Consider the following 12,679-nt stretch of genomic DNA (forward strand, 5'->3'; position numbering starts at 1 on the left):
GGTCCCCCTACAGTGCTTCGAGAATTGCGACAACGCCCTGGCCACCTGCGGCGCAGATGGAAATGAGTCCACGCGCCGGCCGTCCGTCAACGCTGCCCTTGGCATGCAGCATCTTCGCCAGCGAGGCAACGATGCGGCCTCCAGTGGCGGCAAAGGGATGCCCTGCGGCGAGGGACGAGCCGTTGACGTTCAGTTTGGCGCGGTCGACAGTTCCGAACGCGCCTTCAAGGCCCAGCCTGGTGCGCCCAAACTCTTCGTCCTCCCATGCTGCCAGGGTGCTGAGGACTGTGCCGGCGAAGGCTTCATGGATTTCAAAGAAGTCGAAGTCCGCCAGGGTGAGGCCGTTGCGGGCCAGGAGTCGCGGAACAGCAAACGCGGGAGCCATCAGCAGGCCGTCCTTGCCATGGACAAAGTCGACGGCGGCCGCCTCACCGTCCACGACCGCTGCCAGTTTGGGAAGGGCATGGGCATCAGCCCACGCCTCAGCTGCGAGGAGGACTGTGGAGGCTCCGTCAGTCAGAGGGGTCGAATTACCCGCGGTCATGGTGGCTTCCGCCCCAAGGTTCCTGCCGAAAACCGGTTTCAGCGTGGCCAGCTTCTCCAGCGTGGTGTCAGCCCGCAAATTGGAGTCCCGCGCCAGGCCGCGGTAGGGGGTCAGGAGGTCGTCAAAAAAGCCGGCGTCATAAGCAGCCGCGAGATTGCGGTGGCTGGCGAACGCAAGCTGGTCCTGCGCCTCCCGCGTGATGTTCCACTGGGCGGTGGTCAGCGCTTGGTGTTCGCCCATGGAGAGGCCGGTACGGGGCTCGCCCGTGTTGGGCGCATCGGGGGCGAGGTCCTTCGGCCTCAACCGGCTGAGCACCTGCAACCGCTGCGGGAGGGTTTTGGCCCGGTTGAGGTCCAGCAGTACCTGCCGCAGCCCCTCGCTCACGGCTATGGGCGCATCCGATGCCGAATCCACGCCGCCGGCAATCGCGGAGTCGATTTGGCCGAGCTTGATCTTGTTGGCAAGGCCGAGAACGGTTTCCAGCCCTGTGGCGCATGCCTGCTGGACATCGTACGCGGGTGTCTCAGCGGACAGCGCTGAGCCCAGGACGGCCTCGCGCGTCAGGTTGAAATCCCGGGAGTGTTTGAGGACGGCGCCGGCGGCGACCTCGCCGATCCGCTCCTCCTGAAGTCCGAACCTGGCAATGAGGCCATCCAGGGCGGCGGTCAGCATGTCCTGGTTCGAGGACTTGGTGTAGGCGCCCCCTGACCGTGCAAAGGGGATCCGGTTTCCGCCTACCACCACAGCCCTGCGGGGCGTTGGAACGGTTGCGGGGACAACCGGGCTGCTGGATTCCTGGGGTCCTGCGACGGACTGTCCTTCGACGGACATAGGTGTCTCCTCTGTTGTGGTCTGTTACCGATACCCAGCGTACCTGATACGCTGGGTATCGTGAACAACCCTCAGGCGAAGGCAGCACCATCCCCGGTCATTGTCAGCGAAGACGGCCGCTCGTCCCGCTGGCAGAGCCACCGCGAAGAACGACGCCGGGAGCTGATCAAGTCGGCGCGCCGGGCAGTGCATGCCCTCGGCAGTGATGCTTCCATGGAGGAGATCGCCCACGCCGCCGGCACGTCGAAGTCTGTTTTCTACCGCTATTTCGGGGACAAGGCAGGGCTCCAGAAGGCAGTGGGCGAGGTTGTCCTCAGCCAGATGCAACGCCGTATCGGCGAAGCCGCCCAAAACGCCCAGACTCCCCGTGAGGGGCTGCTGGCCATGGTCTCTGCCTACCTGCAGATGGCCGAAACCAGCCCCAATGTGTACACGTTCGTGACACGGCAATCCGGTGGCGAGCCGGACAGTCTGCACGGTTCAGCAGCTATTTCCGGCGCCCTCGGTCATTTTTTCGACTCCATCGGGGAGATGATCGCCACGCCTATGCGCGCACATCTTGGCGAGGGCAAGGAAGCAGTGATCGGCTACTGGCCAACGGCTGCTATCGGCCTGGTCCGCAACGCCGGGGAGCAGTGGCTGAGCACCCCCGATTCTCCGGCAAAGCCCGGCCAGGAAGCCATGGCACGCCAGATCACGGCCTGGCTGTGCGTGGGGATAGCCCCTGAGCTGGACCCCGCCAAATCGCTATGAAATCCGCATTCAGCCCGGGAATCCCCTAACTGGCCGAGCTGAGAGCATCACCGTCAGAACACCACCTGTCAGAACCAACGAAGGACATTGACATGACTGAAGTAGTGGACCGCCCGACAGGCAAGGGGCCGCGGCCCGCCAAGCAGACCAGGGCGTCTGCGTTGCCCTCGAGCAGCCAGCACGGAAAGGCCCAGCCCGCCGTCGACGTCGCCGCCCTGGGTGAACAGCTCCTGGGTAGATGGGCCAGCATCCGCCGGCAGGCGCGCCAACTTGCCAAAAGCCCTGAGCTGCACAAGACGGAGGGCCTGACGCACACCGACCACCGGAGCCGCACCTTCGGGCAGCTGAAGTTCCTCGTGGACAACGAAGCAGTGCACCGGGCCTTCCCGGCTGCCCTTGGTGGTTCGGATGATCATGGGGGCAATATCGCCGGATTTGAGGAGTTGGTCACGGCCGACCCGTCGCTACAGATCAAGGCAGGCGTCCAGTGGGGGCTCTTCGGGTCGGCGGTGATGCACCTGGGCACCGAGGAGCACCACGCTAAGTGGCTGCCGGGCATCATGAACCTGGACATTCCCGGCTGCTTCGCCATGACGGAAACGGGCCACGGTTCGGATGTGGCGAGCATCGCCACGACTGCCACGTACGACGCCCAAACCCAGGAATTTGTGGTCCACACACCCTTCCGCGCGGCGTGGAAGGACTACATCGGCAATGCCGCCATCGATGGCCTCGGTGCTGTTGTCTTTGCCCAGCTGGTGACCAAGGGCGTCAATCATGGCGTCCATGCCTTCTACGTTGACCTGCGTGATCCGGCAACGAAGGAATTCCTGCCGGGAATCGGCGGCGAGGATGACGGCGTCAAGGGCGGCTTGAATGGAATAGACAATGGGCGCCTGCACTTCACCAATGTCCGCATTCCCCGCACGAACCTGCTGAACCGCTACGGGAACGTGGACGCGGACGGAACCTACACATCAATGATCGCCAGCCCCGGCCGGCGGTTTTTCACCATGCTGGGCACCCTGGTCCAGGGCCGGGTTTCCCTGGACGGCGCCGCCGTCGCCGCCTCGAAAATTGCGCTTAAGGCGGCCATCCAGTACGCCACAGAACGCCGCCAGTTCAACGCCTCCTCCCACACCGACGAGGAAGTCCTCCTCGACTACCAGCGGCATCAGCGCCGCCTCTTCACGAGACTGGCAACCACGTACGCCGCCGGCTTTGCCCACGAGCAGCTTCTGCAGAAGTTCGATGACGTGTTTTCCGGCGCCCACGACACCGATGAGGACCGCCAGGACCTGGAAACCCTGGCAGCCGCCCTCAAGCCGCTCAGCACCTGGCACGCCCTGGATACGCTGCAGGAATGCCGTGAAGCCTGCGGCGGCGCCGGCTTCCTGATCGAAAACCGCTTTGCTTCCCTCCGCGCAGACCTCGATGTGTACGCGACCTTCGAAGGGGACAACACGGTGCTGCTCCAGCTCGTGGCCAAACGGTTGCTTGCCGATTACGCCAAGGAGTTCCGGAACGTCGATTTTGGCGTGTTGGCGCGCTACGTCGTAGGCCAGGCGACAGGTGCGGCCATTCACCGCACCGGCCTGCGGCAGGTTGCCCAATTTGTGGCCGACACCGGTTCTGTGCAGAAGGCGGCGCTGGCCCTCCGTGACGAGGAAGGACAGCGGGCGCTCCTCACCGACAGGGTCCAGACCATGGTGGCGGACGTCGGATCCGCGCTCAAGGGCGCCGGGCGGCTGCCCCAGGACAAGGGTGCCGCCTTGTTCAACCAACACCAGAATGAACTCATCGATGCTGCCCAAGCACACGCGGAGCTGCTGCAATGGGAAGCTTTCACCGAAGCACTCCGTGACGTCGCAGATCCAGGCACCAAGACTGTGCTGACGTGGCTGCGGGACCTTTTCGGTCTCTCGCTGATCGAGAAGAACCTGGCCTGGTACCTCATGAACGGCAGGCTTTCCATGCAACGCGGTCGCACTGTGGGTGAGTACATCAACCGGCTACTGACCAAGATCCGCCCGCATGCAGTGGACCTGGTGGACGCCTTCGGCTACGGCCCGGAGCACGTCCGCGCCGCGATCGCCACAGGCGCCGAAAAGGCGCGGCAGGACGAGGCCCGGGAGTACCTTCGGGCAGAACGCGCAAGCGGCCAGTCCCCCGTTGAGGAAAAGGTCCTGTTGGCGCGCACCGCGGCCGCCGCGCGCACGCCGCGGAGTTGAGTCCCTTCCGTACTTCGTTGTCCGGGCACGGCTAAGCGGTGAAATAACGACGGCGCCACTCCCCTTGCGTGGGGCGCGGCGCCGTCGTTATTTATCACCCGCCTCAGGCGAGGACTGAGCGGTACACCTCAAGGGTGGTTTCGGTGATGGATTCCCAAGAGAAGTGCTTCTCGGCGCGCAGGCGGCCTGCCTGTCCCATGGCACGTGCGCGTTCGGGGTCGGAGACGACTTCGGTCAGGGCAGCCGCGAACTCGGTGACGAACTTCTCCGGATCCAGGGGCGTCCCCGTGCCGTCAGTGACCTGTTCCAGTTCCACGAGCAGGCCCGTTTCGCCGTGCTGGACAACCTCCGGAATGCCGCCCGTGGCACTGGCAACCACGGCAGCGCCGCACGCCATGGCTTCGAGGTTCACAATGCCCAGCGGCTCATAGATTGACGGGCAGGCGAACGCGGTGGCGTGGCTGAGCACCTGGATAAGTTCGTTGCGGGGAAGCATGCGCTCAATCAGTACTACGCCCGTGCGCTGACTCTGGAGTTCTTCAATGAGGCGGGCCGTCTCGGCTGCGAGCTCCGGCGTATCCGCGGCTCCCAGGCACAGGACCAGCTGCACGTCGGCCGGCAGTTTGGCGGCGGCGCGCAGCAGGTACGGAACGCCCTTCTGGCGTGTGTTGCGTCCGACAAAAACGACGCTGGGTTTCGTCGGATCGATCCCCAGCGCCCGGACTGCATCTTCGCCTTCATCGCGGTGCCACATCTCGACGTCGATGCCGTTGTGGACCACCCGGACCTTGGCCGGGTCCACGTCGGGGTAGCTGCGCAGGATGTCCTGGCGCATGCCTTCAGAGACGGCGATGATGGCCGCTGCTGCCTCATAGGCGGTCTTTTCCACCCAGGACGACAGTGCGTAGCCGCCGCCGAGCTGTTCGGCTTTCCACGGACGGAGCGGTTCAAGGCTGTGGGCGCTGAGAACGTGCGGGATGCCATGGAGCAGGGACGCCAGGTGCCCGGCCATGTTGGCATACCACGTGTGCGAATGGACAAGGTCGGCGCCCTCGATGTCCGGCACGATCCGAAGATCCACCCCTAGCGTCTGGACGGCCGCATTGGCTGAGCCCAGGTCTTCAGGCACGGAATACGACGTCACCCCAGCACCGTGGTAATCGGCGTCGCGGGGTGCCCCGAAGGCACGAACCTGCAGGTCAACGTGCTTACTAAGCACCCTGCTCAATTCGGCCACGTGGACCCCGGCGCCTCCGTAGATCTCCGGCGGGAACTCTTTAGTCACAATGTCTATTCGCACGATACCCAAGGTAGTCCTTCCGGCTTAACTGTTCTAGTGTGAAGGGGTCCGGGCATGCCGGACTGTTTGGGGAGTTACGAAGGCGTACAGGAGCGACCAATAATGCCGTTGAACAAAAGAGTCCTGGCCATTGTCCTCGCAGGCGGCGAGGGAAACAGACTGATGCCACTGACGGCAGACCGCGCAAAACCTGGCGTGCCCTTTGCCGGCAGTTACCGCCTCATCGACTTTGCGCTGTCCAACCTGGTGAATTCGCGTTACCTCCAGATTGTGGTGCTGACGCAGTACAAGTCACACAGCCTTGACCGCCACATTTCCGAAACGTGGCGCATGTCCACCCAGCTCGGGAACTATGTGGCGTCAGTCCCCGCCCAGCAGCGCGTGGGCAAGAGCTGGTTCCTCGGCAGCGCCAACGCCATCTACCAGTCCCTTAACCTGATCCACGACGCCAACCCGGACATCGTGGTGGTGGTTGGCGCGGACCACGTGTACCGGATGGACTTTGCCCAGATGGTGGAGCAGCACGTCCTCAGCGGTGCCAAGGCCACCGTGGCGGCCGTCCGGCAGCCCCTGAGCATGGCCAACCAGTTCGGCGTGATCGAAGTGGACCAGAACGATGCACAGAAGATTGCAGCGTTTGTGGAGAAGCCTGCCAGCACGCCGGGCCTGGCAGCAGACCCTACCCAGTTCCTTGCATCAATGGGCAACTACGTGTTCGACGCCGACGCCCTGGTGGAGGCCCTCCAGGTAGACGCGGAGCGCCTGGACACCAAGCACGACATGGGCGGCGACATCATTCCCTACTTCGTCAACAAGGGCGAAGCGGGCGTGTACGACTTCACGCTTAACGACATCCCCGGCTCCACCGAGCGTGACCGCACGTACTGGCGCGACGTCGGGACCATCGACTCCTTCTATGACGCGCACATGGACCTTATTTCCCCGCTGCCCGTCTTCAACCTCTACAACTCCGAGTGGCCTATCTACACTCGCCAGAGCATTTCGCCGCCCGCCAAGTTCGTGCGCGGCGAGAAGGACACCGTAGGTACCGCGCTGGACTCGATCGTTTCCAACGGCGTGGTGATCTCCGGCGGTGTGGTGGAAGGCTCGGTTCTGTCCAACGACGTCTTTGTGGCGACCGGCAGCCGGGTCATCGACTCAGTCCTGATGGACAAGGTGAAGATCGGCGAAGGGGCCGTAGTGAACCGGGCCATCATCGACAAGAACGTCAAAGTACCCGCAGGAGCGGCGATCGGGCTTGACGCGGACCTGGACCGCGCCCGTGGTTTCAAGGTCACGGAGTCGGGGATCACGGTGCTGTCCAAGGGCCAGAACGTCCCGGAGCCGGGCGATGAGGAACGTGCACTCGCCGCCAAGAACCTGCACCTTGTACCCAACGCGGTGAAGGCGGCCACCGCCAACTACCCGGAGCTTCGCGAATCCGTGGAGCAAGTGGCAGAGGTGCACGCCGGTGTGGCCAATGCCTCCGGGGCAAACCGCAACTAGTAGCAGGACTTCATTCCGTCCGGGCAGGCCGGATCTCCACAGGCTGTAAAATCGGTACAATGAGCTCCCCCGATCTGACGCCTGAGGAAATCCAGGCCTGCCTCAAGGTTTTAAACACCATCCACGCGTATGACGAGGAGCACCCGGACTACGTCCAGGTTCGGCGTGCCACCGGGAAAATGTTCAAAGCCGTCAAGCGGCACCGCCGAGTGACAAAGCGGGATCTCATCTCCGAAGCGGACCGCGCGGTCATCGCCCAGACGGCCACCGCGGCTCCGGACCGTATCGACGACGAAACCCGGGGCAACAAGCTGGCGACGTCGGCCACTGGTGCCATCGCCGGGCACCTCATCCGTTCGCGTCCGTGCTACATCTGCAAGCAGCATTACACGCAGGTGGACGCCTTCTATCACCAGCTCTGTCCCGAGTGCGCCGCCTTCAACCACGGCAAGCGGGATGCCCGTACTGACCTCACAGGCCGCCGGGCGTTGCTCACGGGCGGACGCGCGAAGATTGGCATGTACATAGCCTTGCGGCTGCTGCGCGACGGCGCGCACACCACCATCACGACGCGGTTCCCCAAAGATGCTGCACGCCGCTTCGCGGCCATGGAGGACAGCGGGGACTGGCTGCACCGGCTTCAGATTGTGGGCATCGACCTCCGCGATCCGTCGCAGGTGATGGCCCTGACAGATTCCCTCAGTGCTGCCGGCCCGCTCGACATCATCATCAACAACGCAGCACAGACAGTGCGCCGCTCGGGCAACGCGTACAAGCCGTTGGTTGACGCTGAAGATGAGCCCCTTCCCGCCGCCCTGGACGCTTCCAACGGCGGTCCTGTGCTGCTGACGTTTGGCCATGCGCACGACAAGCATCCGCTCGCCCTGGCAAGCAGCGTCACCGACCATCCCGTGCTGGCGGGCGATGCCATTACGTCACTGGCCCTCTCCACCGGTTCTGCCTCCCTGGAGCGCATCGCGTCCGGGACGGCGATCGACGCCGGCGGGCTGGTTCCGGACCTGGCCACCATCAACAGCTGGACGCAGGTGGTTGACGAGGTGGATCCACTGGAAATGCTGGAGGTCCAGCTCTGCAACGTGACGGCTCCCTTCCTGCTGGTGAGCCGGCTGCGTGATGCCATGAAGCGCTCAACGGCGCACCGGAAGTACATCGTTAACGTCTCCGCCATGGAAGGACAGTTCTCCCGCGCCTACAAGGGCCCCGGGCATCCGCACACCAACATGGCGAAGGCGGCACTGAACATGATGACCCGGACCAGCGCCCAGGAAATGCTGGAGACCGACGGCATCCTGATGACTGCCGTCGACACCGGCTGGATCACTGATGAGCGCCCGCATTTCACAAAGGTCCGGCTCATGGAGGAAGGCTTCCACGCGCCCCTGGACCTGGTGGACGGAGCCGCACGCGTCTACGATCCCATCGTGATGGGTGAGAAGGGCGAGGACCAGTACGGCGTCTTCCTGAAGGACTACAAGCCAAGCCCCTGGTAGTCCCTGTCCCAGGGCCCGGCTCGGGCGTAAGCTCAGCGGCATGAGCAACGAGTCATCTTCAGAGGTCGAGAACCTGGAAAACCATGAATGCTGGGAACTGTTGCGGACAGTCTCCGTGGGAAGGCTGGCGGTCCTTGCTGACGGCCACCCGGATATCTTCCCGATCAACTACACGGTAGACGGCGGAACGCTGGTGTTCCGCACCGGCGAGGGAACCAAACTGGCTGGCGCCACTGAAGGCGCCCACGTGGCCCTCGAAGCGGACGGCGTGGATGCCACCACCGGCCTCGCCTGGAGCGTAGTGGTGAAGGGCGCCGCGGCTGCGGTGACAGGAACCGAACAGCTGTTGGACACGGCAGCCCTTTACCTGTTTCCATGGCAGGCCGGCAGGAAAGACACGTTCGTCCGCGTGACCCCCGGCAGCATCACAGGACGGCGCTTCAAGGTGACTGCGCCGATGACCTGGTGGACGCAGCTGAGCGGGGCGGTCAAAGCGTCCCCGGAATAAGGACAGCAGGCCATTAACGAAACCGCAGGCCGGGCCAGTCGGCCCGGCCTGCGGTCAGTCATGCGAGCCGGGTGATCTCCACGCTGACGCTCAGCGCCGATCCGCCGCCGCCGGACAGGATGCCCTTCAGCGGCGGCACATCGCGGTAGTCCCGGCCACGTGCCACGGTGACGTGGTAGTCGCCGGCTGGTTTGTGGTTCGTCGGATCCCAGCTCCGCCACTGCCCGTCCCACCATTCCAGCCACGCATGGGACTGGCCGGCAACGGTCTCGCCGATGTCCGCCGTCGAGCGCGGGTGGAGGTAGCCGGACACATAGCGGGCGGGGATCCCGCAGCTGCGGAGGGCGCCGATGGCCAGGTGCGCAAGGTCCTGGCAGACGCCCTGCCGCTGTCCCCAGGCTTCCTCGGCGTTGGTGGTCACCGCAGTGGACCCTGACATGTAGGTCATCTCGCCGCGCATCCAGCCAAAGATGGCCATGGCGGCTTCGTGTGGATTCTTACCTGCGACAACGCCGGGGATAATCCCGAGCACTTCCGCGCCGGGACCACTGAGCTGGGACTGCGGCAGCCAGTCACTGTAGGTGTTCAGGGTTTCGTCGGACGCCAGGACGTCCCAGCCCGCGATGTCCGTCTCCGAGGGGATCTTTTCGGCCCGATGGACCTCCACGGTGATGTTGGAGATGACCTCGAGGTGGTCGTGCGGCATCTGCATGTCAAAGGCCGTTACCCTGGTTCCCCAGTAGTCCCGGTAGCTGCTCACGGCCGCCTGCGACGGCGAGACCTTGAGGACGGACTCCAGGACCACCTGTTGGGGGTCCGTCAGCGGCGTCATGCGGGCCTCGTTGTAGGACAGCGTGACTCGCTTGTTGTACTTGTACGCGGTCTTGTGGATGATGCTCAGCCGGGTCATGAAACTTCTCCCACCCAGGCCAGTTCGTCCGCCTGATTGAAGTACTTACGGGAAATGGCGTCGGACGCCTGCGAAACGGCTTTCTGCACGCGCTCCATGTGTTCGGGGAGTTCGGACATGAGGTCGTCCGTGCGGTGGAACTCCAGGAACGTCCGCGCCTGGCCGACGATCCGTCGGGCGTCGTTGATGAAGCCCACCCGCTGGGCGGAAGGATCCAGCTTGGCCAGGCACTCGTCGGCGTCGCGCAGGGCATACACGATGGAGCGCGGGAACAGCCTGTCCAGAAGCAGGAACTCGGCGGCGTGCTGGTCGCCGAACGCTGCCCTGCGGGTACGCAGGAAGGATTCGTAGGCTCCCGCGCACCGGAGCATGTTCACCCAGGACATGCCGGCGGAGAGGACATCCCGGGTGGAGAGCATGCGGGCGGTCATGTCTGCCCGTTCCAGGGAACGGCCCAGCACCAGGAACAGCCAGCTTTCGTCGTGGCTCACCGTGGTGTCCGCGAGGCCACTGACCATGGCGGTCCGTTCCAGCGTCCAGTTGCAGAAGCGGTACGTGCCCACCACGTCCTTGCGGTGCTGGCTCAGCCCGTAGTACGTGGTGTTGAGGCTCTCCCAGAGGCCGGAGGATACGGTCTCGCGGGCACGCCTGGCGTTCTCCCGGGCAGCGCCCAGGGATCCCGCGATCGAGGTGGCACTGGTTTTGTCGTACGCCAGGGCGTGCAGCAGTTCGGGAAGACCGAAGTCCTCACTCTGCGGCCGGGCGCCCATGACTGCCAGGAGTTCCTGGGCGACGCTGCGGCGCTCTTCCATGGGCAGGTGGTTCAGGCGCTCCAGGTGAACGTCAAGGATGCGGGCCGTGCCGTCAGCACGCTCCACATACCTGCCGATCCAAAAAAGGGACTCAGCAATACGGCTAAGCATTCGTGGCTACCTCCTGCGCGTCCGGAATCCGATGGGAAATTACTGCCGGGGTCAAGGCCCGGCTCACTGCTGCTGCTCCGACTGGCGGTCGCGCCAGTTGCTCTCCACTGGCCAGACCGAGACCCGCTCGCGGATGGCAATCGATGGCCGCGGGATGGTCTCTACGGGTACCTGGGGCGAGTCGGCCAGTACCCAGGTGTCCTTGGAGCCGCCGCCTTGGCTGGAGTTCACAATCAGGGACCCCTCCTTGAGCGCCACCCGGGTAAGTCCGCCGGGGAGGACCCAGACGTCGTCGCCGTCGTTGACCGCGAACGGGCGCAGGTCAACGTGGCGGGGCCCAAATTTGTCGCCGCTGAGCGTGGGAACGGTGGAAAGCTGCAGCACCGGCTGCGCAATCCATCCGCGGGGATCCGCAATGACCCGCTTGCGGAGCGCGTCGAGTTCGTCGTTGGAGGCGTCGGGCCCGATGACAAGGCCCTTGCCGCCGGAGCCGTCCACGGGTTTCACCACGAGTTCGGCGAGGTTGTCCAGGACGTACTCCCGGGCGTCCTTCTCCTCCAGCCGGAACGTGTCCACGTTCGCGATAATCGGTTCCTCGCTCAAGTAATACCGGATCAGGTCCGGAACGTAGCTGTACACGAGTTTGTCGTCTGCAACACCGTTGCCCACCGCGTTGGCGATGGTCACGCCGCCGGCCCGTGCCGCGTTGACCAGGCCCGGGCAGCCGAGCATGGAGTCGGCGCGGAACTGCAGCGGGTCCAGGAATTCGTCGTCGATCCGTTTGTAGATCACGTCCACACGCTGTTCGCCGGCGGTGGTGCGCATGTAGACGCGGTTGCCGCGGCAAATCAGGTCGCGGCCTTCCACCAGCTCAACGCCCATCAGGCCGGCCAGCAGGGTGTGCTCGAAGTAGGCGCTGTTGAAGACGCCGGGGGTCAGCACCACAACAGTGGGATCATCGACACCGGACGGTGCAGTCTTGCGCAGCGCCGAGAGGAGCCTCCGCGGGTATTCTTCCACCGGGCGGATGAGCTGCTGGCCGAACGCCTCAGGCAGCCCCTTGGCCATGGCCCGGCGGTTCTCCAGGACGTAGCTCACGCCGGACGGAACCCGGACGTTGTCTTCGAGGACGCGGAAGGTGCCTTCCGCGTCGCGGACTACGTCGATGCCGGAAATGTGTACGCGGACCCCACCGGCGGGCTCGAAGCCCTGGACCTGGCGGTGGAAGTGGGCACTGGTAGTGACCAGCTGGCGCGGAATGACGCCATCGGACACAACGGTCATTTTGTCGTAAACGTCGTTGAGGAAGGCCTCCAGGGCCTTGACCCGCTGCGCCACCCCCCGTTCCAGAACGGTCCATTCATCCGCCGGGATGACCCGCGGAACAATATCGAGGGGGAAAGGCCGCTCCTCCCCCGCGAAGTCGAAGGTGACACCGCGGTCCAGGAACGTCCGTGCCATCGAATCAGCCCTGGCGCTGACATCGGCCAGCGAGAGCTTGCTGAGGGCGTCGGCCACCTGCCCGTACGACTCGCGGGCTTCCTGGCCGGGGGCGAACATCTCGTCGTAGGCACCGGAACGCCCGGCGGCCTCGGAGTAATCCTGGAATAGGTCTGACATGTCCTTTAGCCAACCATCTTTTTGTTTCGAAATCATTACTGC

The 12,679-nt window shown here is 64.4% G+C and carries 10 protein-coding genes; 5 read left to right on the forward strand and 5 right to left on the reverse strand.

Going from position 1 to position 12,679, the window contains the following annotated elements; genetic code table 11:
• Positions 1-7: 7 nt before the first annotated feature.
• Positions 8-1,375 carry an acetyl-CoA C-acetyltransferase gene (locus tag ACFC25_RS19945; protein WP_376048379.1) on the reverse strand — a complete coding sequence of 456 codons (1,368 nt, stop codon included), beginning with the start codon at positions 1,373-1,375 and terminating at the stop codon, positions 8-10.
• 60 nt (positions 1,376-1,435) lie between these two features.
• Here ACFC25_RS19945 and ACFC25_RS19950 point away from each other — a divergent pair, with 60 nt between their 5' ends.
• A complete protein-coding gene (locus ACFC25_RS19950) occupies positions 1,436-2,128 on the forward strand; it encodes a TetR/AcrR family transcriptional regulator (protein ID WP_337348291.1) in 693 nt (230 codons plus the stop codon).
• Positions 2,129-2,220: 92 nt separating this feature from the next.
• Entirely contained in the window at positions 2,221-4,359 is a 2,139-nt protein-coding gene (locus tag ACFC25_RS19955; RefSeq protein WP_376048382.1) for an acyl-CoA dehydrogenase, read from the forward strand.
• A 103-nt stretch (positions 4,360-4,462) separates the two neighbouring features.
• Here ACFC25_RS19955 and glgA read toward each other — a convergent pair whose 3' ends face one another.
• On the reverse strand, positions 4,463-5,659 hold the full coding sequence (gene glgA / locus ACFC25_RS19960; RefSeq protein WP_337348293.1) for a glycogen synthase: 1,197 nt from the start codon (positions 5,657-5,659) through the stop codon (positions 4,463-4,465).
• A gap of 102 nt (positions 5,660-5,761) precedes the next feature.
• Between glgA and glgC the strand changes: the two genes are divergently transcribed.
• From glgC to ACFC25_RS19975, 3 genes are read left to right on the forward strand one after another with little or no spacing between them, the layout of a single operon-like run.
• On the forward strand, positions 5,762-7,165 hold the full coding sequence (gene glgC / locus ACFC25_RS19965) for a glucose-1-phosphate adenylyltransferase (protein WP_337348294.1): 1,404 nt from the start codon (positions 5,762-5,764) through the stop codon (positions 7,163-7,165).
• Positions 7,166-7,224: 59 nt separating this feature from the next.
• Positions 7,225-8,676, forward strand: a complete 1,452-nt coding sequence (locus ACFC25_RS19970) for an SDR family NAD(P)-dependent oxidoreductase (protein WP_337348295.1) — start codon at positions 7,225-7,227, stop codon at positions 8,674-8,676.
• A gap of 40 nt (positions 8,677-8,716) precedes the next feature.
• Entirely contained in the window at positions 8,717-9,184 is a 468-nt protein-coding gene (locus ACFC25_RS19975) for a pyridoxamine 5'-phosphate oxidase family protein (RefSeq protein WP_337351232.1), read from the forward strand.
• Between the two features lie 58 nt (positions 9,185-9,242).
• On the opposite strand, the gene ACFC25_RS19980 is transcribed toward ACFC25_RS19975, so the two are convergent.
• The 3 genes from ACFC25_RS19980 to ACFC25_RS19990 form a co-directional block, all read right to left on the reverse strand.
• Positions 9,243-10,094: a transglutaminase family protein gene (locus tag ACFC25_RS19980; protein ID WP_337348297.1), complete on the reverse strand. Its 852-nt coding sequence runs from the start codon at positions 10,092-10,094 to the stop codon at positions 9,243-9,245.
• On the reverse strand, positions 10,091-11,017 hold the full coding sequence (locus ACFC25_RS19985; RefSeq protein ID WP_018761308.1) for an alpha-E domain-containing protein: 927 nt from the start codon (positions 11,015-11,017) through the stop codon (positions 10,091-10,093). Before ACFC25_RS19985 ends, ACFC25_RS19980 begins: the two co-directional genes overlap by 4 nt.
• Before the next feature lie 63 nt (positions 11,018-11,080).
• A complete protein-coding gene (locus ACFC25_RS19990; protein ID WP_376048388.1) occupies positions 11,081-12,637 on the reverse strand; it encodes a circularly permuted type 2 ATP-grasp protein in 1,557 nt (518 codons plus the stop codon).
• Between the last annotated feature and the right edge of the window lie 42 nt (positions 12,638-12,679).

Origin of the sequence: Pseudarthrobacter sp. NPDC055928 (assembly GCF_042270935.1) — a bacterium.
In the GTDB taxonomy this organism is placed as follows: domain Bacteria; phylum Actinomycetota; class Actinomycetes; order Actinomycetales; family Micrococcaceae; genus Arthrobacter.